Source organism: Flavobacterium sp. N1719 (genome assembly GCF_025947045.1).
Lineage (GTDB): Bacteria > Bacteroidota > Bacteroidia > Flavobacteriales > Flavobacteriaceae > Flavobacterium > Flavobacterium stagni.
On record NZ_CP109993.1, the window covers coordinates 2,094,704 to 2,121,577 of the forward strand.

At 39.5% G+C, this 26,874-nt stretch carries 20 protein-coding genes; 3 read left to right on the forward strand and 17 right to left on the reverse strand.

The genetic code is table 11. The features are described 5' to 3' along the window. Positions 1 to 51 precede the first annotated feature (51 nt). Complete coding sequence (gene gcvT, locus OLM45_RS08980) at positions 52 to 1,134, reverse strand: glycine cleavage system aminomethyltransferase GcvT (RefSeq protein ID WP_264509640.1); 1,083 nt, start codon at positions 1,132 to 1,134, stop codon at positions 52 to 54. Between the two features lie 365 nt (positions 1,135 to 1,499). Here gcvT and OLM45_RS08985 point away from each other — a divergent pair, with 365 nt between their 5' ends. Together OLM45_RS08985 and OLM45_RS08990 are read left to right on the forward strand one after the other, a co-directional pair. Continuing rightward, on the forward strand, positions 1,500 to 2,396 hold the full coding sequence (locus tag OLM45_RS08985) for a PfkB family carbohydrate kinase (protein ID WP_264509641.1): 897 nt from the start codon (positions 1,500 to 1,502) through the stop codon (positions 2,394 to 2,396). Then, positions 2,393 to 3,304, forward strand: a complete 912-nt coding sequence (locus OLM45_RS08990) for a pseudouridine-5'-phosphate glycosidase (RefSeq protein ID WP_264509642.1) — start codon at positions 2,393 to 2,395, stop codon at positions 3,302 to 3,304. Before OLM45_RS08985 ends, OLM45_RS08990 begins: the two co-directional genes overlap by 4 nt. Before the next feature lies 1 nt (position 3,305). On the opposite strand, the gene OLM45_RS08995 is transcribed toward OLM45_RS08990, so the two are convergent. From OLM45_RS08995 to OLM45_RS09070, 16 genes are all read right to left on the reverse strand, one after another. Then, entirely contained in the window at positions 3,306 to 4,856 is a 1,551-nt protein-coding gene (locus OLM45_RS08995; RefSeq protein WP_264509643.1) for a T9SS type A sorting domain-containing protein, read from the reverse strand. Between the two features lie 212 nt (positions 4,857 to 5,068). Further along, positions 5,069 to 5,413, reverse strand: coding sequence for a hypothetical protein (locus tag OLM45_RS09000; protein ID WP_264509644.1), 345 nt, complete (start codon positions 5,411 to 5,413; stop codon positions 5,069 to 5,071). 73 nt (positions 5,414 to 5,486) lie between these two features. Then, positions 5,487 to 6,146: a response regulator transcription factor gene (locus OLM45_RS09005; protein ID WP_264509645.1), complete on the reverse strand. Its 660-nt coding sequence runs from the start codon at positions 6,144 to 6,146 to the stop codon at positions 5,487 to 5,489. A gap of 32 nt (positions 6,147 to 6,178) precedes the next feature. Further along, entirely contained in the window at positions 6,179 to 6,946 is a 768-nt protein-coding gene (locus tag OLM45_RS09010) for a sensor histidine kinase (protein WP_264509646.1), read from the reverse strand. Between the two features lie 6 nt (positions 6,947 to 6,952). Next, positions 6,953 to 7,234 (reverse strand): hypothetical protein, encoded by a 282-nt coding sequence (locus OLM45_RS09015; protein ID WP_264509647.1) that lies wholly within the window; start codon positions 7,232 to 7,234, stop codon positions 6,953 to 6,955. Between the two features lie 407 nt (positions 7,235 to 7,641). Then, the gene (locus OLM45_RS09020) at positions 7,642 to 8,340 is read right to left on the reverse strand and encodes a hypothetical protein (protein WP_264509648.1); all 699 of its coding nucleotides are present in this window, start codon (positions 8,338 to 8,340) and stop codon (positions 7,642 to 7,644) included. A 116-nt stretch (positions 8,341 to 8,456) separates the two neighbouring features. Further along, positions 8,457 to 10,034, reverse strand: a complete 1,578-nt coding sequence (locus OLM45_RS09025; protein ID WP_264509649.1) for a rhomboid family intramembrane serine protease — start codon at positions 10,032 to 10,034, stop codon at positions 8,457 to 8,459. A gap of 15 nt (positions 10,035 to 10,049) precedes the next feature. Beyond that, entirely contained in the window at positions 10,050 to 11,144 is a 1,095-nt protein-coding gene (locus tag OLM45_RS09030) for a GAF domain-containing protein (protein ID WP_264509650.1), read from the reverse strand. Between the two features lie 497 nt (positions 11,145 to 11,641). Continuing rightward, positions 11,642 to 14,314: a UvrD-helicase domain-containing protein gene (locus OLM45_RS09035; RefSeq protein ID WP_264509651.1), complete on the reverse strand. Its 2,673-nt coding sequence runs from the start codon at positions 14,312 to 14,314 to the stop codon at positions 11,642 to 11,644. 37 nt (positions 14,315 to 14,351) lie between these two features. Beyond that, positions 14,352 to 15,338 carry an HNH endonuclease gene (locus OLM45_RS09040; RefSeq protein ID WP_264509652.1) on the reverse strand — a complete coding sequence of 329 codons (987 nt, stop codon included), beginning with the start codon at positions 15,336 to 15,338 and terminating at the stop codon, positions 14,352 to 14,354. A 6-nt stretch (positions 15,339 to 15,344) separates the two neighbouring features. Further along, positions 15,345 to 17,543, reverse strand: coding sequence for a DNA/RNA helicase domain-containing protein (locus OLM45_RS09045; RefSeq protein WP_264509653.1), 2,199 nt, complete (start codon positions 17,541 to 17,543; stop codon positions 15,345 to 15,347). Beyond that, positions 17,540 to 17,878 (reverse strand): nucleotide pyrophosphohydrolase, encoded by a 339-nt coding sequence (locus tag OLM45_RS09050; RefSeq protein WP_264509654.1) that lies wholly within the window; start codon positions 17,876 to 17,878, stop codon positions 17,540 to 17,542. The genes OLM45_RS09045 and OLM45_RS09050 overlap by 4 nt, the downstream gene beginning before the upstream one ends. Before the next feature lie 235 nt (positions 17,879 to 18,113). Further along, positions 18,114 to 19,319, reverse strand: a complete 1,206-nt coding sequence (locus OLM45_RS09055) for a hypothetical protein (RefSeq protein WP_264509655.1) — start codon at positions 19,317 to 19,319, stop codon at positions 18,114 to 18,116. Between the two features lie 18 nt (positions 19,320 to 19,337). Beyond that, positions 19,338 to 20,156: an N-acetylmuramoyl-L-alanine amidase gene (locus OLM45_RS09060; protein ID WP_264509656.1), complete on the reverse strand. Its 819-nt coding sequence runs from the start codon at positions 20,154 to 20,156 to the stop codon at positions 19,338 to 19,340. A gap of 23 nt (positions 20,157 to 20,179) precedes the next feature. Continuing rightward, positions 20,180 to 20,884 carry a hypothetical protein gene (locus tag OLM45_RS09065; RefSeq protein ID WP_264509657.1) on the reverse strand — a complete coding sequence of 235 codons (705 nt, stop codon included), beginning with the start codon at positions 20,882 to 20,884 and terminating at the stop codon, positions 20,180 to 20,182. A 44-nt stretch (positions 20,885 to 20,928) separates the two neighbouring features. After that, on the reverse strand, positions 20,929 to 22,170 hold the full coding sequence (locus tag OLM45_RS09070) for a hypothetical protein (protein WP_264509658.1): 1,242 nt from the start codon (positions 22,168 to 22,170) through the stop codon (positions 20,929 to 20,931). A gap of 3,041 nt (positions 22,171 to 25,211) precedes the next feature. On the opposite strand from OLM45_RS09070, the gene OLM45_RS09075 reads away from it, so the two are divergent. Further along, complete coding sequence (locus OLM45_RS09075) at positions 25,212 to 25,964, forward strand: hypothetical protein (protein WP_264509659.1); 753 nt, start codon at positions 25,212 to 25,214, stop codon at positions 25,962 to 25,964. Positions 25,965 to 26,874 lie beyond the last annotated feature (910 nt).

Below are 26,874 nucleotides of genomic sequence, written 5' to 3' on the forward strand. Positions count from 1 at the left end.
GGACGCCAAAGGTAAACTTTTCAATAGAAAAGTCAAATAGCTTATTCCGTCTTATTTTTTATAAAAAGGCATTTTCACCACCTTAGCGGCTACTTTGTTATTTCGAATTTGAATGTAAACGGTGGAGTCAACTGCTGCAAATTCTGTTTTCACATACCCCATTCCGATGCCTTTACCCAAAGAAGGTGCCATCGTTCCTGAAGTGACAATACCAATGTTATTTCCATCAGCATCCACAATTTCATAATCATGTCTCGGAATACCGCGTTCGATTAATTCAAAGCCTACTAATTTGCGTGCAACACCGGCTTCCTTTTGGGCTTTTAAATGGGCACTGTTGGTAAATTCTTTGGTGAATTTGGTAATCCAACCCAATCCGGCTTCAATAGGAGAGGTGCTGTCATTGATGTCGTTTCCGTATAAACAGAAACCCATTTCCAAACGCAAGGTATCACGCGCAGCCAATCCAATGGGTTTGATTCCAAAAGCTGCACCCGCTTCAAATACTTTGGTCCACAATTGCTCCACTTCACTGTTTTTACAGTAAATTTCAAAACCACCGGAACCCGTATAACCCGTTGCTGAAATAATCACATGTTCGATACCCGCAAAAGGACCTACTTCAAAATGATAGTAGTTGATGGCCGATAAATCGACAGAAGTTAACGATTGCATCGCCTCAATTGCTTTGGGCCCCTGAATCGCTAACAATGAATAGTCATCAGAAATATTGCGCATGTCCACATTTTCGGTATTGTGTGATGCAATCCAATTCCAATCTTTTTCAATATTAGACGCATTTACGACCAACAAATATTGCTCTTCCTTCATGCGGTACACGATTAAATCGTCTACAATTCCACCGTCATTGTTAGGCAAACAGGAATATTGCGCACGTCCGACAGTCAATACCGAAGCATCGTTTGAAGTCACTCGTTGGATCAAATCCAAAGCGCCCGGACCCGTAATTAGGAATTCACCCATGTGCGACACGTCAAAAACGCCTACACCGTTACGTACCGTTTCATGTTCGATATTCACCCCTTCGTATTGAACAGGCATATTATATCCCGCAAATGGAACCATTTTCGCTCCCAATTGCTCGTGGATGTGCGTCAAAGCAGTATTTTTCATTGTACTAAAGTTGGTTTGTGGCGCAAAAATAAGAAATAAAGGACAATCTAAGTCACTTGTGTTTTCTTAATTGCAAGGTATTTTTCAGATAATCTGTGAGCAGGTATCAGTGAACAGTAATCAGTAATCAGTGAGCAGTCTAGAGTTGCAAATTCCAAATCTCTCCCGAAATCTCGGGACCAAATTTCAAATTTCATATTTCAAATTTCAAAATCTAAGTATCAAATTCCTCCCGAAGTTTCGCGACCAAATTCCAAAATCTAATGTCCAACGTCTAACGTCTAACGTCTAACGTCTAACGTCTAAAGTCCAACGTCTAAAGTCTAATGTCTCTACAAAATCCCCAAATTTCGTATCTTCGTCCCATGAATCCACCCATCCTTTGCATTGGCGCAGCGTTACTGGACGAAGTTTACTTTAGTCAGTCATCGATGCTATTGGAAACCTCAAATCCAGCCAATGGATCAATTTCGGTGGGAGGTGTGATGACCAATGTAGCCCGTCATTTGACGGCATTGGAAATTCCCATGCAATTGATTACTGCTTTAGGTACGGATGCCGCTGGTCAAGAAATTCATTCGCAATTGGAAGCTACAGGTATCGATTTGACGCATGTGCTTTCTTCCGATAAATCCACGGGTAAATACATCGCCTTTCACCATCCCAATGGCCAACTCTTTACTGCCATTTGTCAGGATGAAATTACGGCATTGATTACCCCCGATTTTTTGAAAACTAAAATGGATATTTTAAACCAAGCTTTTTGTATTGTAGCCGACACCAATTTAGCAGTGGAAACCTTGCAATGGTTAAGTACTCAAGCGGCTCTATACCATTGGCAATTGGTTATCGAACCCGTTTCGGTACTCAAAGCTGTGAAATTAAAGGAAGTCAACTTAAACCCTGTCGCCTTACTCACTCCTAATGAAGAAGAATTGGAGGCTTTGGGCGGACTGGATTCCCTCTTCCAACGTGGTGTTCAAGCGGTTTGGGTACGAAAGGGTAGTGCGGGATCATCGCTGTATACTACTTCAGAACAGGTTGATTTGGATGTCCCCACCATTCAAATGGTAGACTCCACAGGAGCGGGAGATGCCGCATTGGCGGGTTGGTTATATGCGCAATATCATCATAAAAATAGTCAAGAGTGTTTGGAATACGGTCATGCATTGGCCTTACATATTCTTCATCAAAAAGGAGCCGTTGACAGCCAACTGCGTCCCCAACAATTAGAACTACAAAAAGAAAATTATTATCCATGAATACCTACTTACAAATCAGTCCCGAAGTGCATGAAGCTATAGCCACAGGAAAACCTGTAGTCGCTTTAGAATCCACCATCATTTCCCACGGAATGCCTTGGCCCCAAAATGCTGCTACTGCTAAAGCCGTGGAAGCCGTTGTGCGTGCCCATGGTGCGGTACCAGCCACCATTGCTATACGTGATGGTTTTTGTAAGGTGGGTTTAACCGAAAACGAAATTGATGACTTCGCGCAAGCCAAAGGGGTTTGGAAAGTAAGTTTACGCGATATGCCGTATGTGATCGCTAAGAAAATGGATGGAGCAACTACTGTCGCCACCACCATGCGTATTGCGGCTATGGCGGGAATTTCCGTTTTTGCCACGGGCGGAATTGGAGGTGTGCATCGCGGTGCTGAAACCACCATGGATATTTCAGCCGATCTCACCGAAATGAGTCAGACCAATGTAGCCATCGTCGCTGCTGGCGTGAAATCCATTTTAGATATCGGACTCACCTTAGAATATTTGGAAACACTTGGCGTACCTGTAGTTACTTACGGGCAATCGGAATTTCCTAGCTTTTATTCTTCCAAAAGTGGCTTTCAATCGCCCATGCGTGAAGATTCGGTGGAAGGTTTAGCCCAAATGTTGAAAGCGAAATGGGCATTGGGATTAAACGGTTCCGTACTCATTGCCAATCCAGTTCCCCAAGAATACGAAATGCCGATGGAAGTGGTGGAGGAACACATTCTTGCCGCTTTAGCCGCTGCTGAAAAACAAGGTATTCGCGGAAAAGAAGTAACCCCATTTATTTTAAAATGCATTGCCGACCATACCCAAGGAGAAAGTCTGGAAGCCAACATTGCCTTAATTAAAAACAATGCAAAAGTAGCTGCCCAAATTGCAGTAGCCTTTACCCAAAAATAGATTAGTTTATACTGATTCGTTTGGAGGTGGTACCCACTGTGATAATGTAAATGCCTTTTGGTAATTCATTGACTTGGAGTACTGTTTCGGGTGAAACGATATCAAAATCACGCATCTTTTGACCCAATAGATTCGTTAGTGTCCCTTTTCCAATATAATCTTGGGTTCGAAGGGTTATCGTTTCATGTGCTGGATTGGGTGAAACAGACCATGCAGTTGTGGTAAACTCGGGCTGATTCAAAAAGACTTGATCAAGACGAATAATATAAGGCGTATAGTTGGTAGTGCTTGGATTTAATGGCATACCATGCATCGAACCTGTTCCCAACGTAATTCCTGAGATGGTAGCAAAGGAACTGTTCGAGTTAATCGTAAGGCCGTCCAATTGATCGTTCCCCGTACTACTTCCTCCAATCGTGTGATGAATGATATTGCCATTTAAATCATAGGCCAAAAGCAAAATATCATCTTGATTTCCAGGATTTGTAGCGAAGTCAGGTAACCATTGCACGGAATTACGTGTTGTACCCGCTACATAAATGACGGCTGGGTAATTTTGTCCCCAACTCACGGCCACCGATTTCGATTTGGCCAGTTTAAACTGCCCCGCGCCGGGTACCTCGCGATACCAAACCAAATTGCCCTGCGGATTTAATTTGATCAAAAAGAAATCCAAACCAGCTACTGGCCCTTCGGTGGGCTGCCCCAGAAGTGGAAAGTTATCATACAATGTTGAAGTAAAATACACATTGCCCGAAGGGTCTATGGCTACATCAGGATCTGAACACGTAATGTCTTCAAAAAAATGAACCCATTGGAGTTGTTGGGAGGCATTGTAGTAGGCGATATAAGTGCTGTAAGAAAGTGAATTGGAAGCGGAAGTACCATTAAAATTAGGAATACTTTGAGAACAACCACCCGCTACGGCAATATTTCCTTGAGGGTCTACACTGATATTGCTGATCATTTTTACATTGTTTTGGGTAATGGTAAAAAGCGTATTTCCATTGGTGTCTAACTTTTTAATGTACGAATTAAAATAATTGTCATACCCTATATAAATTGAATTGTTGATGTCTAAAGTAAGCGCTCTAAATCGAAAGACATTAGTACCCGAAAGCGGAAGATGCCAGACATAATGCCCTGCACTATCCAACTTCAACAGCACTGGATGTTCTCCAGAGGTATCACTTAAATGCAACGTCTCATAATCCAGTTGGGTGATATAATTTAAAGCGATATACAAGCTATTGCCATCCGAAACAAGCGCGTAAACATGCAAATCTCCTAAAAGATTTACAGCGTATTCATTTTGTAATAAGGAATTAAATTTTTTTAACGTAAGGTTACTTTGCGCTACATTGTAATAGGAGAACGTACCTGTATTTCCACAAACATAACTATAGCCACTGGAATCGACAGTGGAAAGCGTACCCATTAGATTGGGATTACCCGTGGTACCGGGAAGATAACTTACCCAACTCGGACCCAAAACCTGTCCCGAAGTGATGGCGTATAGGGATAAACACAAAAAAAGATAAAAAGACTTCATTGGCATCGAATAAGTGAGTTGATTAATAAGATAAAGATACACATTTTTTTAAAGGGATGAATGCCATCTGTGTTGCTCTTTGAAAAATAGAGTTTTAACTAACTTATGTGTGTTTTTTTTGTTTAGTACTGTTCTTTTTCCTTATATCGAATAAAGTAAATATCTACTTCGTACTTACTACCAAACTGACTAGCAGCTGTTGTGTACAGGCATTAATTTTCGATGTGCTTAACACTATACTTAATGATTTTTGATCCTTTAAATTCAATTTCTAGATAGTTAATTTCGCAAGGATCAATTCCACAGTATGCTATAAAAATTTCGTAACTGTAAGTGTTTTTCTTTTCATCTATGTAATTTGGCTGACCTAGAAAGTCTATTATTTCTTTTTTTGAAAGACCAACATTCAAATGATTTTGAATTAAATCATTTACCATTGGTTCACGATCATTACAGAATCCATCAATACAGCTATTCTTCCATTTTGTAGAATCAAACTTCTGAAACGGATGACAAGCTGATAAGCATATTAAAAGTAATAGGATAAATTTTCGCATTTTTTACAGTTAGTTTTCTAGCTTGCGCACAACAACTAAATATGTAAAATAAACAAATTCTAATTGAAATAATTTACAAAAACGGCTCCGTTAAGCGGTATTTGTAAGAGAATAACACCAAGCCCACTTTGGATTTGATTTGGAAGCGATCAAACAAAGCCGAACGGTACGCATCAATTGATTTTTGAGAAACCCTCATCAACTTAGACATTTGCTCATAAGTCAGTTCGCGATCATCGCAAACCAAGGATAAAAACTCCAACTCTTTATCGGATAGATCAAAAACAGTAGGCGTCAAATCGGATTCACGCGTATCGTAATTCTTGACCCGCTTTAAGATTTCGGCAATATTATCATAGCCAATGTTGAGGATATTGTCGATGGCCGACTTTAAATCGGCGGCCGTGCAGTTTTTATGCAAGAAGCCGCGGGCGCCATGGTGATAGGCATCATCAATGATGTGTTCGTCAATGTGCTGGGTGAGCAACATCACTTTGTAGTCGCCGTCCATTTTTTCCAATTCTTGCAATACTTCAATCCCGTTTTTATGGGGCATCGAATAATCCAAAATATACATATCCGGGACAGGGTCCAAAGGTAAGGATTCCAAAAAATGGTCTCCGTCATCAAATTCGTGACTCACTTCGTAGTCACCTAAGCGTTTGATCAATTCTTTGAGGCCTTGCCGAACAATCTCATGATCGTCAATTAAACAGATGCGAATGGGTTCCATGGTGCTAGGGTTTTATAAGTGTTGTTTTTGTTCTAATTGCGGGACAAGACCAATTGGGTGCCTTGTCCTGGTTGGGAGGCAATCTGTAACGTACAGCCGATTAACTCGGCCCTACGTTTCATGGTGATCATTCCTAAAGATAATGATTTTTCATGCAAATCAAATCCTTTTCCGTCATCCTTGATTGACAATTTAAATTTGGGCGAAGCCAATAGTTCGACATTGATATTTTTCGCCCGTGCATGTTTCAAACAATTGTTCAGCGACTCCTGAAAAATGCGATAGATAATTAATTTTTCATCGTCTTTTAATAGGAGTGGAGCGTCACTAACGGCAATACCAAATTGGATCCGACTGTTTTTTTGCAGACGTTCGAGTTCGTTGCGAATCGCTTTCCCTAAGTCTTGTTGCATCACCAACTGACTGCTCAGCGAGTGACTGATGCTGCGCACCGATTGCGACAAATGGTTCAACGATTGCGAAAGTACACTCAACCGTTCCACTTCTTCAGGATGGTCGTGCTTGTAATTCTCAATTTGGAAATTTAACGCCGTAATCTGCTGTCCCGCATCATCGTGCAAATCCCTTGAGATGTTCTGCAACAATTGCTCCTGGGTTTCCACGATCGTTTCGGTTAACGTGGTCTGGTATTCCATGTCCTTGGCATGCATCTCCTCGGCGTGTTTTTTTACTTTGGTGATGTATAATCGGGCTAGGAGATAACTGAATAGTGTGGTCAAACTCACAAAGACCAAACAAACAAATATTCCTAAAGCGATTTTGTAATACTCAATGGGCATAATAGTTTAATTATTTTGCAGTTGTTCAATTTGTTTTGCGGATTTATACTCTTTATATGCAAATAGAAGAAAAAGACTGTAAGTAATATAATTGATATAAGTACCAACGATTATCATTAAGGTTTTTCCAAACAATTCAGTTTCTTGAACTTTATAACTCACAAAAGAGAATATCATAGAAATTCCAAAAAACATAAACAAAGGCGAACTGATTAGGATAAAATTATTGGAGAAGAAAAATTCAAAATCTTCACTTTTCAATTTCTTAATACACGTAAAAAAATACATAAATAAATAGATAATACTTCCAATGGGGAAAATAACATAGGAAATATTTTTCAGGCCCAATTTGTAAATTAATAAGGATATGATTATAATGTAACTAGCAATTATCCAAGGTATTTTTCTTTTAAAAATATTTAACTTCCCTAATTGAATAAACCACAATATAGTAGATAGTGTAATTGTAGATATCATGATAAGATTATCAATAAAATAATATTTTTTAAAATCTGTAAACCGCAAATAATAGGTGGTATATTCATTTAAAACATATAACAGAAGTATCAATAAAAATAAATAGTGTTGCCTTTTACTTTTTAAAATGAATAGGGTTACAAGTAGAGCAACTACTCCTTCATAATATACTATTAATGGTAAATGTCTTAAAAAAGCAATAAAAGTTGTACTATCGGTCATTTCAATCGTCTTGCTATAGTAATAGTAGAAATTAATGGTGGAGTATGACCTCCAGTAAAATCATAATACATCGTCTTCGTATCATACTCCAACTTAAATCCGATGCTGGTCACATTGGTCGGACTCACAATCTGGGCAAAACTAAACGTGGCATTGCGACGGTCGGTGGGGGCGATACCAAACAAGGTAAAGATAGCTTTAAATAAGGGAAAAGAAAAAGAATTTGCTTCACAATTGTAATCCGTTATTTCGGTAATTCCAGTGGGAACTCCTAAGGCATTGGTTTCCACTTGAAAATAATGGGGGTAATTACTGCGGTCAAATGAGGAAGCAAGTGCCGCTAAATCCGATCCGTTGATTTGAAAACAAAGACCCGCTGTAATCGCCGTTTCAATTTGTGTATGATAAATCAAATCGGTCAAGTCGTGGCCCAAAGCAATGAAATTATTACTGTCTTCATAACTGAAATAGGCAGCATTGGACTTTAACCAACTCGAAATCGCTTTTGGGTCGGTCGAACTCACCAAATTCAAATCAATAATGAAATAATCGGTGACATGGGGTGAGGGCAATAGATTGGAAGCGAAATACGCACTGTTGGCAGTTTTCCATGCATTGTCTACTAAATTGGCGTCAATAACAATAATGTTTTCGGGTGCTGCAACATGGCTGGTAGAGCCTAAACCTTGGTTCATAAGTGGAATGTTTTAGAGTTAATAAATTGGGGTTATTTTGTAGAACAAATATGCAGTATACTTCGAATTAATCCTATAGGAAAAACCCTATTTGTTTTAGGTATTTTTCCTATAGACTACTCGGAAGAAGGCCTAGCCTTCTCTTGAACATCAGGAAATACAAGGGTTTTCTTGCGGGCAGTCTTAAAAAACATCCCAAAAATAAAGACAACAACATAAGCCGCAAGATCATCGGCATCACTCAAAATCCCACACCCTAGAGCCGCAATGAACAAAGCAACCACCCAGCGAAAGGTAATTTTATACCGCTCTTTGTCCCAATAATCCCACTTTGTGTCGTACCATAACGCGATTAACAATCCAAACCAACCCATGGTGCCGCCCAATGCGCCCGTAAAGCAGGGAGCCGAACTCCAAGCCGCATGCAGGTAACCACTCAATAAAGCACTATAAATAAATAAGCGTAAACGGGTTTTCCAAGGAACAACGGGCTCCAATAATTGCCCTAAGTAATACCAACACAAGACCTGAAAACCAAGAGCAATGATACTCGATTCGATAAACGGAGCTGTCAACAATCGCCAATTATACGTCTCGGGAAGTAATGCCCCCATGGCAATTAATTCGTCGGTATCAAAATAGCCAAAATGCAACCCACCCGCAAATCGGAAAATAAAGAGACCAATACTGCCCACAATCAACCAAGGCGTAAGTAGGTACCGGTACCTGGGCAAGATGGCCGGAATCCATCCGCTGGCTTTATCCAAGTCCGCACAATAATCATCAAAGGCGATTCCATAACGCAAATGAGGGGCAATGGGATGTGCCGATTGCAATAAGGCAAATCCAATTGATCCAAAAAATAAGATAAAAAGAAACACACTGAAAAAAGCATCATACAGAAAATCACCTTCCGCATCAACAGCTCCTTCAAGTAGAATGAGGGGTTGAGAAGTAGTCCCTTTCAAACCCGTTGCCACTTTTTGAAACGTTTGCCGCTCGTAATGCTTATCCAAACGATGAAAGGAAGTAAACGTAAACGTTTTGGTTTTTACCTCGCGCAACCAAATCGAACATTGATGGTCCAATTTCTTTTGCTTAGCCGTATCACTGTCGTACGCATTAGCAAGGGTTTCGGAATAGGAGTGGAGCAACCATATACGGTGTTGCTTTGACGCTTTAGGATGTTCTCGATCCACCAACGGAACAATAGCCGTCATGTGTAGATTCAGATCTGTATCCAATCTTCCCGTGACGGAATAGGAGCGAACATCCGTAACCTGTGAGGTGTCTATTTTCCAATCGTTAATGAGATACGTGGCGTAGTAAGGGGAATAGGTGATCGCACTGGTTCGCGCTACCGTATGCTTTTCGCCCGCCAGATGATGGACCAATTGTTGCACCATCATATTGCCAAAGAGCAAAAAGAAAAAGGAATAAATCACGAGCATTCGTGAGGAATAGCGACCCACCCGTTCGAAATACCGAAAGGAATTCCGCATCAAAAAGAGCCACACCAAGGCCGAAACCATCGGGATAAAAAACAATACAATATCCTCCTCCCAAATGAGTCCGATGTGCGGAATCACAAACAAAACATGGAGTATACTTAAGTATCCCGAGCAAATGACCAGCCCCATCAACAGGCGCGGAAATAGCAGGCGAATTTTGGCAATTAACGGTAGTGGGTCCAAACAGCAGTCGACTTTTTAAGTGGATTTCTTTTGGTCGTTAAAATACGAATTTTGTTGCCGAATAAACAAATCCAATTCTTCGGCACTTTGGGCAATCATCTTGATGTATTCCTGCAGCTCGGGTAAAGTTAGATTTTCTTGTTGCATTTGTTGGGTAATGCCTAAGATATTGGCAACGGGTTTACGCAAATGGTGCGAAAGTTCAAACAACACATCGCCCAACGTTTTATCATGGGTAATAATCGAAGTGATGTCTTGAATAGAACCGTACCAAATCGTCTCTTCATCATCCGATTTTTCGATACGGGCTTTCACCATATGCCAAATCTCCCGATGCGTTAAATCGGTAGTACGGTAGATAAAATGCCAATTGGTTTTTTGGGTAATGGCCAAATCCACACTTTTTTTCACATTGGCCACATCATCGGGATGAATATAAGCCAATAACGCATTGGGATTACTGTACACATGCTCATTGCGCAAATGCGGAAATAAAAGGGAAAAACCATCGCTGATGAAATCAAAATGACCCTTACCATCGGCCGTATTGCGGAATTGGAACAACACCCCCGGCGATAAATCCGTTAGGCGTTTCATCTTGTGCGATTGTTTGGCAATAGACTGGTTTTGAAGAACTATTAATTTGCGCGAATTCAAATAGTCCATCGCTTTTCGAGAAAGCAGTTTTAAGGCTTGAAGCTGACGGGCATGCAACTTTCGGGGCTTTGTATCTACCACACAGAGCGAACCCAATACATAGCCTTTTGGGGACACCAATGGGGCGCCTGCATAAAACCGAACCCCGTTTTCCTGAAGTACATAGGGATTATTGGCAAACTTTTGATCCAATAACGCATCTTCAACAATCATCAAATCCTCCGTATTGTAAAGCATATGCTGGCAAAAAGAATCCGATCGATTCACTTCTTTTAAGTCGAGACCATAATTTGATATATGCCAAGATCGAGAATCATCCACCATCGTAATTAGTGATATCGGTGTATCGCATACCAAAGAGGCTATTTCTGCAATAGCATCCAAAGCCTGCTCGGGCTTAGTGTCCAATATTTGGTAATTGAACAATTCCTGTAATCGTTTCGCTTCATGCATAGTTAGGGTATTAAAATGATATAGAGTGCAGGAATGTAAGTATAAAGTTACAAAATGTTTTTGGGATACATGAAGAAGGGAGTGTTAAAAAAGCTGCTGAGTCGCTGAGCTCCTGAGCATAGTGGAGTGAATGAAGGAATGGTGTTAAATTCCAATAGTTAAAATTCTAAATTCCAATCACTAGTCACTAGTCACTAGTCACTAGTCACTATTCACTAATCACTCAAATTCCAAATTCCAACGTCTAACGTCTAACGACTAATCTAAAATCCCAAATTCCAATCACTAGTCACTAGTCACTAATCACTCAAATTTCAAATTACAAATCCCTTTCTAGCAATCACATCAATTTTAAGAAATTCTAAATTCTAAACTCTAAATTCTAAATTCTAAATTCTAAATTCTAAACTCTAAAACCGCACAGGTGCAGAAGCCTAGGGTGGTGGTGTGCACATGGATGTATTTGTTTAAGTTACTTTTTATCAAGTATATGGATATCAACCTAGATTAATCGTATTTCTACATTTTGGATAATTGGTGCAACCTAAAAAGGAACCAAATTTCCCAGTTCTTTTTGTCATGAAACCACTTTGGCAACTGGAACAAAGAATCGTATTATCTAAGATTTCAATATCATTAAACGTTTGGTCACAAATAGGATAATGGGAGCATCCTAAGAATTTATTACCTCGAATTGTATTTTCTCTTATAACCAAATGACCTGTTTGACAATAGGGGCAATGGGTTCTACTCAACTTTTCGTTATTCGTTTGTAAAATCAAATCATTGTCAGTAATCAATTCTTCTGCAAATTGTGAAGCTTCCGTCGGAATTAATAAAACCACCTGATTTTTTGTTCGCGTTAAAGCAACGTAGAACAAACGGCGTTCCTCCGCAAAACGATATTCTTCATCATCGCTAAGTAATAACGATAACATGGGGTCGTCGGATATTTTATTAGGAAACCCCAGCAAATGATTTTTTAAATTTAAGATGATCACATTATCAGCCTCTAATCCTTTGGATTTATGAACTGTGATGTATTTAATATCCAATTCTTCAAATCCTTTTATTTTGAGTTGATCTGTACGTTCATTGTATTTTATTCTACTGTTTGGGGTTAACTTGATAAACTCATTAATATCAAAACTATGACGACCCAAAACTAAAACAGGCTTATATCCATTTTTGTCGACCAGGATTTGTAATTCATTTAAGAATTGTACTTCAGCATCATTGGTAGTGTAATACACAAACTTCACCGGATTATCAATAGGCTCTTTTTTTGATTTAGGATTCTTTTGAATCTGTTTTTTATTTTTTTGAATGTATTTGGAAGTGATGTCTATCAGTGATTGTGAGTTGCGATAGGTTTGCTCAATAAACAATTGTGCATATTTGCCAACATATTTTTCAAAGTTACTAAACAACGAAATGTCACTCCCCGCAAATCGATAGATGGATTGCCAATCATCACCCACACATATCAATCGAGCACCCGATAATTCCCGTATTTCTTTAATCAAATTAAAACGAGAATACGAAATGTCTTGATATTCATCAATGATAATGTGTTGAAAGGAATACTGTGGTTTATGGGTTTTAATCAGATGGGTAGCATGATTGATCATGTCATTGAAATCAATTTCATTGGAATCTGCCAACGTTTGATCGTATTTTTTCAAAATAGGTAAGGCAAATTTTAAGAAGATGGATTGACGTTCAAGCATAAAACTATTTGCAGCATGCTTACGAGACAAAAACAATGAAGTGATGGCTTCATAATCCAACTGTCGCGACTTACTCAAAGTGATAAATGTCGCCAATAGTTTTGAGATTTCTTTGCCAAAACTCTTGTCATTTTTGACAACTTGGGTATAAATACTTTTAACATCCCTCGGTTGGAAGATAACGCCTTCACTTTCCAATAAAGTTTTCAATTTTTCTAGCAACTTATTGTTTTTGTTGAAATACGAATACGTTTCTAGTAACTTGGTATTATGGGTTTGGTGACGCGCTCTTTTTAACTCCATTTCCTCGACATATTTCTGTTCGTTAAATAAAGAAAGATGTTTGGCGCGATTATTTTCATCGACCCCAAAATGTTCCAAATAAATATCATACTCACTCAGATAAAAATCAGGACGATACATTCCATCACCAAATGGATAGGGCTTTTCATAGGCATAGTCTATTCCGTTTAGATAGAGGAAGTTGGCAATGGTCAATTCTTCCACACTTTTAACCTTCTCACCTTGCATAGTATCCAAGGATGCTTTGGCAACTTTGTTCAATGGGGTGGGCTCACACTTATCTTTCAAGGTCTGAAAATCAATCCCTTTTTCAGTATCGATTTTTTCGCCCAATGATTCATAATTTTCATCGGCTTCAGGAATATTCATATAGCAAGCCACATATTCGATGTAGGCTTTTAAAGCATCATCTTGATTAAAAATTTCCTCATTTAGATACGATTTGATTACTCGATCAAGCGTATTTTCGTTTGTAATGGCTGGTATTGTAGTTTGATGTTGTTTTATCGTGTCATAGCCTAATTTATGAAACGTAGTGGCTTTTACACCCAAACCTAAATTTTTCAATCGCTCATTTAATTCGTCAACGGTTTTTTTGGTAAACGATAAGAGTAAAATATTCTCAGGTTTAACCTTTTTCTGTTCTACAAGATATTTTACTTTACCCATGATGGTGAGTGTTTTTCCCGAACCTGCACCCGCAATAATTAAGTTAGAATACTCATCCGTAATCACAGCCGTACGCTGCTGTTCATCGAGTTTTCTGCCTTCGATGTTATCAAAGTACTCTTCCAGTAGTTCTTTTTGGGTTTGTATATACTTTTGATTGTAAGTGGCAATAAAGGAATCAAATTCCTGATAGATTGTATTAAACTGTGCTACACGCGTTTCTTCTTTGTAATAGTTGGATTTGTTTTTAAAATACTTACCAACCTCAGTGAACTCCGCTTTAATTCGATCCCGTTCTACCCAAGTGACATAGTCATTTAATTGTTCGATTTGTTGAAAGAACAAGTTTATTTGCTCCAAATTTGTTAAATATAAGCCATCTTGGTATTTTTTCTTGGATTTAAAATTTGAGTAAACCCAAAAAAATCCAATCAGTATACCAATGATGATTAGAAAGTAGATTTTCATAAAAATGAATTTATAAGCAACTTTAATTCACAACAATCTATAATTTAAACACCTCTCCATTATGCCATTTCAACGCTTCAATAGAAGGATACCACTTTTCAGATTGGGGTAATTGTATTGGTTTTCCATCAAATTGTCGAATTGAGTAAGTGGATTCATTTTCTTTGACGATTGGGGATACACGAACAACAAAATCTTTATTGATAGTAATTAATCCTCGATCAAATGCACGATGTAGGTTCGGACATAATGATATTCCATTGGGTAGTGTATCATCTCTTGATATACTGAAAGGTACAATATGGCACGCATCAATCATTTGAATGGTACGGTCTGTAGTTGTCTCAATCTTAAGACCTGAAATACAACAAGTGTGATTGTATATTTCAGGGACTTTCTTTTTAAAAATACCGCCTCTCACAAATAACTCTTCTTGAAAATTGGTTTCTTCGAGTTTAGATTCCAATTCTTTGATTTGATGAACGTAGACTTCAGTTGATTCATTTAGAATTTGTTGTTCTATTTCAATATACAAGGATGGTGTTTCAGCATTGTATTGTTGCTTTGTCTCTGGAAAATATTTATCTAAAAGGTAATTGGTAAAATAAACATTGTCATTTGTATTTTGTAATAACTGAAAGAAACTGAGGTCAATTTCAGCATACAGTATGTTTTCAGTTAGGCTTTTAAAACTCTTAATGCTTTTTGAATTTGTGATGAAATTTTCAAATTGGGTTTTACTTTTTAAATGCCAAAAGGGTTCAGAACGTAAATGAAAAAATGGTAATGCAAAATTTTCTGTATGCCCAGAATGGACTAGTTTTTTCCAATTGTCTTTGAAGGTAATTACTAGTTCTGGTGTAATGAAAATTTTATTATTACTAATATCACCTTTACGAATTAATTCAAATAGCGATAATAGCAATATAGGCTTGTGCGGAGCAAATCCAAAACTTTTATGGAACGCTCTATTCAACTTACCTAGATGGTAGATATATTTTTCTGTATCGTTATTAAAATTCATCCTTTCCTAATTTATCACCCCCTCAAACACCCCAATCACTTTGAAATCTTGTAAGCTGTCTTTTTGAAGTAGGATAGGGGTAAAGTGAGCGTCAAACGACTTGGGTTTTAAGAGAATGGTCTCGTGTTGCCAGTTGTCTTCGCCCATTATTTTTTTACTTTCATATTCTTTCACGGTATAACTCGCTCCCGACTCAGGGTCTTGGATATCGCTCGATTGGACCAGTACAATTTTACCGTTCCGCGAACCGTAGTGGTATTTCCGGAATAAAGCGATGGAGCCGTTGGGGATAATCTTGTTCATGGATTCGCCCACTACTTTACAGGCAAACAAATCCTCTGCCACCGTTAAGTGGGGTGGGAGTTTAATCCATTCCAATACTTCGGGTTGTTGTGTATCGCTAAATCCGCCTGCTGCGGCCTCCAAATCATAAAGCGGTATGGCATTTCCAAAAGGAATCACTTCTTCCTCCGCCGTAAAATGATAGGAGGGAACTTCCTGTTGATGGGTAGCAATATGTTGCGCTAAGTATTTCCGTAAGTTGGGGTCACACGCATACACATAGGTGCCTTTGATCCCGCGCAACAAAATGGTTTTGTATATATTGAGAATGTAGTTTCGTAACACTTCTTCATCGCGAATCGTATTCTTACCCGCTTTATCTTTGTAGTTGTTGGCGATAATTTCAATTTGTTGGGTGTCGAAGTTATACGTGATTTCATGCCCGAAGATGATGCCCGCATAGTTCAAATCATAGCCTTGGGTGGTGTGGATACAACCCACCTCATACAGCGCGTTTTCGGTATTGATCCAATCAATATTCGTGCGGTTCCATTGTAATTTTGTGTTTTCTATGGTAATATCAAAAAGCGAAGAATCGTTTTTGGAAATCCACTCCCAAGAATAGCCCGCAATCATCCGCGATAAACCATGTTCTTGTTCCCGCAATTGCAATTCTTCTATAAAAGAAGCAATGGAATCAAATAAGACAAATTCATAATCCTTGGAAGCGTACTTAGGTGTGCCTACAGGTATCGAACTGTCCAACAATTCCCGTATGTAATCCACATAGCCATTACCGCCGTTAACACGAAACTGAGAACGCAAGGGTTCAATAACTGTACTGGGCAGTTGTTTCATTTCAGTAAACGCTTCTTGAGGAACATCCGAAGGTTTGATGGATTGGTTTTCATCATAAAAATAGATACACTTGGCTCGGGTGCGTTGCATCCAATCCAATTCATGGGTTTCCGTTTTATCCAAACCTAATTCTGTACAAACCTCATCGAATACTTTAAAATACGGTCCCAGATTCACCCTACGGCGTAATCGATGGGATTCATCCACAAGAAGTATATCATAATCTTCTTTAAATACATCCGACGGTCCAATTACCATTTTAGGATGTAAACCTTTGATATTTTTAAATACCTTCTGAAGAGTTTTACGAAAGGAACCCATCGGCACCACTAAAGCCACTTTGGGATTGCGGTATTTCACTTTTAAACGAACAATCAAGTCCAAGAATTGTTGCTCTTCTTCGCCAAATTCTTTAAAGTTGAAATCATCATTATCCGTACAAATCAATTTAATCAAGAACACCGCCATGATACTTTTGCCCGTTCCTGCGCCACCTTCCATCACAATATTATGTGTAGTGTCATTCAGCAAATGCTGCATGATGAGCATCAAACTCCTGCGTTGGTCTAAGGATAAGGATTTATAAGGGGAATATTTGAATAAGTCGGAGTTGTCAATGTGCTCCAAAGAATGTTGTGCAATTCCTTTAGCACGTAATTGATCCCAGATGTTTCGAAATATTTCCCAGTACTGTGGTTTTTGGTAATAGTTGTGATTGGCGAGACCTACATTGCCATTTAGCAAACGGTATTTACCATCCCCAGAGAAGTAGCGAATTAAATTCGATTCAATGTCTAGGGTTGCCGATTTATTAAAGGTATTGCTCGTTACGATGTGAACTTCGGATAATTTACTTTTATCGGAGTTTTTGAGATGTGCTGCCATACGACTAAACGTATCGGTAGTTTCTCCAATATAGGCTTCTTTGATTCTACCATCGGAGAGAATATACACCACAGGCCATAAGTCTTTGGCATAGTGTACGTTTTCCAATTCGGGTTCACGAATTAAATTAGGCGTAAAATCAAAGCGTAGAATGTCAACCTTAACGGTGTCGTTCATCATAATTCATCATATTTTTTGGCGGTACCCTTAGCTTTTTCAACCGGGTATTTCTCATTGTTTTTTTGGATTTTTTCCAGCACGATATCAAAGATATTCAGTTGGTGTTTTTCGGCTAGGAGTAACGAAAACGACAAAATATCAGCCAATTCCTCCTTCAACTTCTCCAACTTCACATCCTCACTATTGCTGTCATTTTTCCATAAAAACAACTCATTCAATTCTGCGGCTTCAATAGAAATCGCCAAGGCCAAATTTTTAGAATCATGAAATTGTTCCCAATCCCGATCATCTCTAAATTGTAGGAGTGCTTTTACTACTTGTTGATATTTATCCATGTCACTTCGTTTCCTCAAACTTACCAAAAAATCCCCAACTAGTCAAACCAATTGGGGATTTAAAAATACAAGGTTTTCGTACAGGTAATTTACGGATTTCCGCATTTACCCTTTTTTTGCTATGTATAACTAACCCATTGCAAGTGTACCACTTTCCATTCAACTAATCGCTAGGGTTTTTCCTAGTGAAGAGGAGGTTTTTTTCCTAGTTAGTTATTTTTTTCAAAGGGCAAGTCTACAACATCCCCAATTCCTTCATCTTAATATACAACATCCCCACACAACTCGACCCGTACACATCGTCGGGCCAGTACATGCCGTGGACTTTCAAATTGCTTAAGAGCAAATAATTAAACACCCCCATTTGGTCGGTTTGGATCACTTCGTAGTTAACATTATGAGGCGGGCGACTGTCCTGCAATACCCCGTATTCGGCCACGCCCGCTTCAGCCCCGTACCGGAAATTACTCGACAAGACATCATGGGTCGAATACACATTGATCCAGGCATAGCCCGGCTTCTCAATGGCTATCCCCCGATGCAGATAATAATTGGGGTAGTACGTATTGATGAAATCATACGGCGTAGCAATCGTCACCAAACCTACCGTATAATTAAGTACATTGCCCGTGGGCTCTTGCTTGAACGGATACAATACATCCAACGCAACTATAGTCCCAAAACTGTAGGCATGGATACAAATCTTCGCCTCCGGGTCGGCCGAAACAATGTGCTCGTACAAATGCCGCATATAACCCACAATCTCTCCCTTGCGTTGCGCAAACTGCAAATACAAATGGGTACTCACAAACTCAGCCGAAATCTGAGTGACCATCAACTTAGCCTTCGGAACCAACAACAGGATCAAAGTCGTAAACGGTACAAAAAACTTCGAGGCCCGAATGTAAAAGGAATGCTCGTCCAACATCGAATTCTTCAAGTGAGCCAACCACTCGCTTTTTTGTACAAATTCATCCGACAATAAGATACCCGCCGCACTAGGGATCATCAAAACGATCGAACAAGCAATCAGCAAAAACAAAAAGAAGACATACAAAGTTTGTAGCGTTGAGGTATACTGCTTGGTCGGTTTAAAAATACGCCATACCATCAGCGGGAATTTAGACAACACCACACTCAACAACGACCAATTTTTCTGCAATAAGTTCTTGGAAGTATAATTGCCAATCAACAAATCATTGTACTTGAACTCATACATCTTGTAATACGGCGTCGATAACCCCGTTTGCCGATTCCGCTGCATAATGATACTCACGTTACTCTGTCGTGTAGGCAAATACTCGACCTTTTCCATGTGCACTAAATAATCGTAAAAATCATCATGCTGATTCAACTCCTCCGCAAAACGCTGGGTATAACTGTGGCAACTTTCATCCGCCACCGATTGCCCAAGTCCGTTAATATAAATACCGGTTTTCATGTAAAAAGAGGGGTAGGGTTAAAGTTGTTTTTTAGCAATCAAAGTATTGTGAATCCAACCCAATCCTTCCGGATGATCGCCGTTGAGCTGCACTTTAAACCATCCGTTTTGGGCATCCAAAAAGGTCACCGTGGCCCCTTTTTGAAGTTGGGTAATCACTTCATAATCAAGTCCCGGACCCTTACGTACGTTAACTAACGATTTCACAACCTCATACATAGGCAAAGCCAGGTCATCACGACCCATCACATGGGCTTTAAACGAAGCCATTGGAAAAGCAGGTCCCGGATCTTCCTTGCGATCGGGGGCAATGTCATCATGACCCAAGATGTCTTTCAGGCCGTACTTTTTGACCAAAACTTTCGACACCGCAATACAAGCTTCCAATTGCGCTTCGGTATACGTATGCCAAAACGCCTTGTGAGTTTGGTTCTTATGTTGGGCTTCCAGCACATCACTCTCAGGATAGGCCTTGCCAAACCAGGCGACATACTTTCCGTTTACCTTCGTGAGCTTCCCCGGATTGTCCAATTCAATTCCAATAGAGTAGGAATTGAGTCCGTCCAAAGCCCCCCAGTGACTCACCCCAGCATGCCAAGCCTTGCGGGTGAAATCCATCATTTGATGAATCGATCCGTCCCGACCAATAACAAGATGGGCCGACTTTTTCTCGGCAGGATTCATGAAGGTGGCGACGGAACTCTCCGCACTGCGCCCCGCCGTATAATGAATGATTAAATACTCGGGCACAATGAGGCCTCCTTTATTCGGACTCTGGTACTGACTGATTTTCTCAGTGGTAGCCTCGGCTACTAAGCGATTGTTTACAATTTTCATAAGGTTAGGGTTTAGCGTGAATATTAACGAAACGGTTGGGCCATTAAACGTTTTAAATAAAATTTAGATTGCGGCCAGTCCAACGAACCCTTCAGTAACCAAGAATTCCCAAAGAACAACAAACTGGTGGTTTCAAAATAAAAAGTGGCTTTAGGAAATACATTCGAATCATTCAGGTGATTGTAAAGCGTAACACCTCCAATCGCCGCCATGCTGAGTACAATCCCCCAACCACACAAGCGATAAAATCGATTACGGCGTAATTTTTTAGCTTCAAATTGTGAATTGCTTCGGTTGTTATCGTCCAAAGTGAAAATTTTAAAACAGAACAAGGCAAAACAAACAAACAAGCAGACCGCACTTCCATAATGCAAATAGCTAAAATAAGAAGGCCAAGCATGTAAGGTCAGATAACAAGTGTCTTCTGAAATAAATCCCTCAAAACCAGTAGGGAATACAGCCACACCTAAAGCACAAATACCAGCAATATTGGATACCCGATTATCAAAGGATTCCATACCCCGATAGGTAATTAAAAAACCAGCGATCAAACACAAAACACCCACAAACAAAAAATGCATATGACTGTAGTAATAATGACTAATAGACGGTTGTACCCATGCCGCATTAAAGCATCGATTTCCAAAAACCAAAAGGAAAGGAAGTAAAATTCCTAAAGAGCCAATAAACTGGCGCAAAACAAGATAATTAACAGTATGATTTCGCATAATGGAAAAGGTTTGATTTTTATAAATTTAAAAGTTAAAAAGTGTTATTTAAACAACTTATCAATACCCACATTCAACCCCACATAGGCAGCAAAGTAAGGCTGTTGATCCGGCAACATCCCCCGGATATCCGTACCCAAAATGATTTGTGTAGCAGTCGATGTATTGTATTGAAAATACGTCCGCACCATGAAGAATCCCTGTGCTTTGGAGTAGGTTTGTAGGGTATAATTGCCATCCGCATCTTGCGTCGGAAACCGATTTACATAATTCAGCGCGACCCCAACAGTGGGTTGTAAAAACAAAGTACAATCATCTTTGAAGTTAAAGTCAATCGTGGTCCCCACACCCAAGTGCGGACTCGCCAAATGAATGGTTTTAGACGAAACCGTATCCAAGCGCTGCACCAAACTACTCGGGTCGGGTGCCGGCTGTGCCGATCCAATAGTAATCGTATCCTGCTGGAGAGTTTTCAAATAGGTGTTGACCCTATACTGCGTATACAAGAGTTCGGCATGCGCATGCAAATAAATAGTAGCCGTACCCAATTTATTCAACTTATACAGCAATTGTGCATAAAAACTCGTAGCCGTCACTTGCGTCGTCGTTGCATAGCGATTGTACATTTGGAAATACGTCTCCCCATCGTTATCGGGAACATCCAAGGGGTGTTGCAACACATTTTGAGTGGCATAATTGATAAGGCTATCGCGGGTTTGGTAATTCACTTTCAAAATACCCACATTTACACCCCAACGATTTTTCCCCACACTCGGATAGTAAATATTAAAATGCCCTACATAGTTGGTTTTGTTGTCGTTAAAGTCAAAATTTACGGCATTCAAAAACGTATACCGCGCTTCATTCGGACTTATCTTATTGATTTTTTCATTCTCGTTGAGGTCCGTTTCTTCAGGATTCGTTTTCAATTTTTCAATCTTTCGCACCAATTCATTTTTGCGTTTGGTCAATTGTTGCACCAGTTCGGTATAATTCCGAATCAAATACGTGTCAGTCAGCGAACTGCTGCTGAGTGCGGTACTCACTTCCTTGATACGGTCATTGATACCATTCAATTCAGTGGTAAGCATTTCCGCCATCGCAGCCGCACGTTTTTTCAACAATTCTTGCTGTTGTTGGGCTTCTTTCTCCTTTTGAGCCGCTTTGGCATCCGACTTAGAAAGAGTTGGAGGAGCGGAAGTAGTTGTTTTTTCCGGAGTTTGTCCATGCAAGAGCATTCCCAACAGGAAAGCCGCAAGAAAGACAAGGCGTGATAAAGTAGTCATTGTATTAGGGTTTAGTGATTACAAATTAAACCAAGCAGGCAGTAGCCATAAAGTAGAGGTAGAGGAGGGCAGTAATCCAATTCACGAATCAAGAAGGCACAGCAGGTGTAAATAAGAAATTAGCCTAACCACTTCATCCACAAGCGCCTACCGATTACAATATTCGACTATAATTTTCAATTTCCCCCTAGGATTTTACCCCCAAGATGAAAGTATTTTTCCTATTTTTTGGGTTTGCCACAAAGACACAAAGGCACAAAGCTCCTGAGTAATTCAAATCGTGAACATTCATGGTAAGTTTAACCCTTTTCACTTTTAAACCAATTCATCCTTTCCCCATCCAGTTTGTCATTTCGACGCAGGAGAAATCCCATACAGTTGGTAAGATATTTGATTCAAAAACAATACTTCAATTTAAACAACTCCAACTGAAAACTGCGACTGCGACTGCGACTTAACCTTCTCTTTCCACTTTTAAACCAATTCATCCTTTCCCCATCCAGTTTGTCATTTCGACGCCAGGAGAAATCCCATACAGTTGGTAAGATATTTGATTCAAAAACAATACTTCAATTTAAACAACTCCAACTGAAAACTGCGACTGCGACTGCGACTGCGCAAGCAACTGCGACTTAACCTTCTCTTTCCACTTTTAAACCAATTCATCCTTTCCCCATCCAGTTTGTCATTTCGACGCAGGAGAAATCCCATACAGTAGGCTAGAAACATGATTAAAAAAACAATACTTCAACTTACAAAGTACCAACTTGAAACTTTAACCTGAAACTTGAAACAAAACCAATTTCCCGTAATTCAGCACATACGTTCTTAGAAAGCCCCCGGCCTAATAGAAAAAAGCGTATCTTTTCAAGGGTTGGAGCGCTAGGAGCAACCCACATAGCGATTAGCGACTCGGGTTGCGGACGAGCGACAACCCGTAGAAAAGTAGCTTTTTTGTATTAAGCCTTGACTTTTTGGTTACTTTTTGTGTCAAGACAAAAAGTAAAAATTACTTTAGCATACAGACTTGAAACTATGAGAATGATCCTTAAATACTGTTAGTCAGGTTAATTTACTTGATTCAAAAAAACAATACTTCAATTCAAATAACCCCCACTGCAAACTGCGACTGCGACTGCGACTGCGACTGCGACTGTGACTGCGCAAGCAACTGCAAACTGCGACTGCGACTGTATACTGAAATTGCCTTGACTTTTTGGTTACTTTTTGTGTCAAGACAAAAAGTAAAAAGCCAATTAAAAGTAGTTACTTCAACATGTACAGTATTGAAAAGCTACTAAGCCCCTAAGCTCCTGAGTAATTAAAAACGTGAACTCACAAGGCGTCCAATCTTAAACCTTAAACCTGAAACTTGAAACTTGAAACTTTCATAATGTAGTTAACATACATGAATCAAAATCGATACTCCAACCCAACCAACTCAAACTGCAAACTGCGACTGCGACTGAGTACTGCAAAAGTCACCTTCGATCATTCAACAACCGCAATACCTGTTGGGAATCCAGGCGCATATAATTACAAAATTCTTCAACGGTTACAGGTTGCCGTTTTTCTTTCATTTCGGCCTTCTTGATTCGTGAAATAATCTCTCGGCCATAACGTTCGGATTTCCCTGTCAAAATCACGACGTCTTTCGGATAAATGCAAATGCGTAACATGGCATTAGCAAAGCGTAAAAGTTGTGCTCATAAAATTGGCGAATAATTTTTTTAGGTTAAAATGCCTCCAACAAATCCCGTGCCAAATTTTTAACATATCCATCAGTAAAGCGCACAACCTCAGTAAAGTAACCATACCTAAACCCAACCATTACCCACTGAAAACTGCGACTGCGACTTTGACTGCGACTGTAAACTGTGCAAGCAACTGTGGTAAAAATTTAAACTACCACATAGTAACATAGTATTCATAGTTTATGCGATTGACAATCTAGTATTGTCCATACTTGTTTCAAAAACAATACGTCAACTGCAACAGCGCTAACTTGAAACCTGAAACTTGAAACCTGAAACCTTCATTACGTGAAAATTGGGATGGGATTTCTCCTTACGTCGAAATGACAAGATTGCGCATAAATGTTTTTTTGCTAGCAAAAAAATACCCCATCCAGTTTGTCATTTCGACGTAAGGAGAAATCCCATACAGTTGGTAAGATATTTGATTCAAAAACAATACTTCAATTCAAACAACCCCCACTGCAAACTGCGACTGTGACTGTAAACTGCGCTAGCAACTGCGACTTAACCTTCTCTTTCCACTTTTAAACCAATTCATCCTTTCCCCATCCAGTTTGTCATTTCGACGCCAGGAGAAATCCCATACAGTTGGTAAGATATTTGATTCAAAAACAATACTTCAATTTAAACAACTCCAACTGAAAACTGCGACTGCGACTGTATACTGAAATTGCCTTGACTTTTTGGTTACTTTTTGTGTCAAGACAAAAAGTAAAAATTACTTTAGCATACAGACTTGATACTTTGAAAATAATCCTTAAATACTGTTAGTCTGGTTAATTTACTTGATTCAAAAACAATACTTCAATTCAAACAACCCCCACTGCAAACTGCGACTGCGACTGTAAACTGCGCAAGCAACTGTGGTAAAAATTTAACAACCACATAGTAACATAGTATTCATAGTTTATGCGATTGACAATCTAGTATTGTCTAAACTTGATTCAAAAACAATACGTCAACTGCAACAGCGCTAACTTGAAACCTGAAACTTGAAACCTGAAACCATCCTCTCTAACCCCGTACTAACTCCGCATCATCCCCGCATCATTCCCGTATCATCCCCGTGGTTACCTAATATATACCTTTAGGTAAAGGTTACTATACCTTTAGGATAACCGTACCCAACCCCTTTTTTAAGTTAGGCAAAAACGGCAAAAATGGGCAAAAGGAATACGAATTGGCAAAAACGGCACAGACGGTAGTGTTCTGTTGCACAGTGTTTTATATCGTGATTTCTTTGTCTCGACTTTAAAATTATTGTTTAACTAATTTTTTTTAAAAATGGCTAAAAGTAGCAGCATTATCAGCATCGAAGGGTCAGTAGACAACTTGACCTTTTACAAAAGAGACGGGAAAAATTTTGTACGTCGTCGTTCATCAATGACAGGAGAGCGCATCAAAAACGATCCCAGTTTTAAACGTACCCGTGAAAACATGTCCGAGTTCGGATTAAGTATGAATGCAGCCGGATTGTTGCGCAAATCCGTAGGGAGTTTGTTATTCAAAGCAAAGAACAACAAATTGAACAACCGATTGATGACGCATCTTACACAAATCAAAAAGTTGGATACCGTATCCGTAAGAGGACAACGATTGGTAGCCAATGGTCTTCAAACCCCAGAGGGAAAAGCAATCTTAAAAGGATTTGATTTCAACGAAACGGGGCAGTTATCCGAAATAGTATTTATCCCAATTCAATTGGATAATGCGACAGGGGTGGTAACCATTACCGATTTGATCACTGAGGAAAACATTCTAGCACCCAGAGGAGCCTCGCACATCAATTTTCAAACGGCTGTGCTGAATCTTGACTTTGTGACTGAAGAACACCAATTGACCTACAGCAACGTCGAATCCCGTCCTTTGGAATCAATGGTCCCCACCGATGTCACCTTGACCCCCACAGCAATGCCCGTCGGAACAGGAATTGTCTTTTACCTCCTGTTGATCACCTTCAGTCAAGAAATCAACGGCGTCTTCTATCCCCTCAAAAATGAGGAATACAGCTCGCTAAACATTCTAGAAGTGCTGTAACCACCCCAAACCCGATAGCTCCCCTGTTATCGGGTTTTTTTATTGCATCATAAATGCACAAAGCCACTAAGCTAATGAGTAATTAAAAAAAACGTGAAATCACACGGAATCAACTTGAAACCTTAAACCTGAAACTTGAAACCTTTTCCTAGCTACTAAGACGCTAAGTCACTAAGCTTCTGAGAATTCCCAAACATGAACTTACTTGGAATCAACTTGAAACCTTAAACCTGAAACCTGAAACTCATTACGTGAAAATTGGGATGGGATTTCTCCTTACGTCGAAATGACAAGATTGCGCATAAATGTTTTTTTGCTAGCAAAAAATACTCCATCCAGTTTGTCATTTCGACGCCAGGAGAAATCCCATACAGTTGGTAAGATATTTGATTCAAAAACAATACTTCAATTTAAACAACTCCAACTGAAAACTGCGACTGCGACTGCGACTTAACCTTCTCTTTCCACTTTTAAACCAATTCATCCTTTCCCCATCCAGTTTGTCATTTCGACGCCAGGAGAAATCCCATACAGTTGGTAAGATATTTGATTCAAAAACAATACTGCAATTTAAACAACTCCCACTGAAAACTGTGACTGCGACTGTGACTGCGCAAGCAACTGCGACTTAACCTTCTCTTTCCACTTTTAAACCAATTCATCCTTTCCCCATCCAGTTTGTCATTTCGACGCCAGGAGAAATCCCATACAGTTGGTAAGATATTTGATTCAAAAACAATACTTCAACTTACAAAGTTCAACCTTCAACCTGAAACTTGAAACCTGAAACAAAAAAAAAGGAAGCTTCCGCTTCCTTTTCCTCGTCTTGCCAAACACGATTTACGACTATGAAAATCGAGAATCTCGTAATGCGTGTTTTTGTTAGTACAAATATCACAGTTCCCAATCA

Coding starts and splice junctions, on each gene's coding strand:
- OLM45_RS09035 (WP_264509651.1), bottom strand. CDS start 14,314: ATGAAAATCTACTTTCTAATCATCATTGGTATACTGATTGGATTTTTT.
- OLM45_RS09055 (WP_264509655.1), bottom strand. CDS start 19,319: ATGAAAACCGGTATTTATATTAACGGACTTGGGCAATCGGTGGCGGAT.
- OLM45_RS09075 (WP_264509659.1), top strand. CDS start 25,212: ATGGCTAAAAGTAGCAGCATTATCAGCATCGAAGGGTCAGTAGACAAC.
- OLM45_RS09020 (WP_264509648.1), bottom strand. CDS start 8,340: ATGAACCAAGGTTTAGGCTCTACCAGCCATGTTGCAGCACCCGAAAAC.
- OLM45_RS09015 (WP_264509647.1), bottom strand. CDS start 7,234: ATGTATTTTTTTACGTGTATTAAGAAATTGAAAAGTGAAGATTTTGAA.
- OLM45_RS09060 (WP_264509656.1), bottom strand. CDS start 20,156: ATGAAAATTGTAAACAATCGCTTAGTAGCCGAGGCTACCACTGAGAAA.
- OLM45_RS09070 (WP_264509658.1), bottom strand. CDS start 22,170: ATGACTACTTTATCACGCCTTGTCTTTCTTGCGGCTTTCCTGTTGGGA.
- gcvT (WP_264509640.1), bottom strand. CDS start 1,134: ATGAAAAATACTGCTTTGACGCACATCCACGAGCAATTGGGAGCGAAA.
- OLM45_RS09005 (WP_264509645.1), bottom strand. CDS start 6,146: ATGGAACCCATTCGCATCTGTTTAATTGACGATCATGAGATTGTTCGG.
- OLM45_RS08990 (WP_264509642.1), top strand. CDS start 2,393: ATGAATACCTACTTACAAATCAGTCCCGAAGTGCATGAAGCTATAGCC.
- OLM45_RS08985 (WP_264509641.1), top strand. CDS start 1,500: ATGAATCCACCCATCCTTTGCATTGGCGCAGCGTTACTGGACGAAGTT.
- OLM45_RS09040 (WP_264509652.1), bottom strand. CDS start 15,338: ATGAATTTTAATAACGATACAGAAAAATATATCTACCATCTAGGTAAG.
- OLM45_RS09050 (WP_264509654.1), bottom strand. CDS start 17,878: ATGGATAAATATCAACAAGTAGTAAAAGCACTCCTACAATTTAGAGAT.
- OLM45_RS09045 (WP_264509653.1), bottom strand. CDS start 17,543: ATGATGAACGACACCGTTAAGGTTGACATTCTACGCTTTGATTTTACG.
- OLM45_RS09065 (WP_264509657.1), bottom strand. CDS start 20,884: ATGCGAAATCATACTGTTAATTATCTTGTTTTGCGCCAGTTTATTGGC.
- OLM45_RS09000 (WP_264509644.1), bottom strand. CDS start 5,413: ATGCGAAAATTTATCCTATTACTTTTAATATGCTTATCAGCTTGTCAT.
- OLM45_RS09030 (WP_264509650.1), bottom strand. CDS start 11,144: ATGCATGAAGCGAAACGATTACAGGAATTGTTCAATTACCAAATATTG.
- OLM45_RS08995 (WP_264509643.1), bottom strand. CDS start 4,856: ATGAAGTCTTTTTATCTTTTTTTGTGTTTATCCCTATACGCCATCACT.
- OLM45_RS09010 (WP_264509646.1), bottom strand. CDS start 6,946: ATGCCCATTGAGTATTACAAAATCGCTTTAGGAATATTTGTTTGTTTG.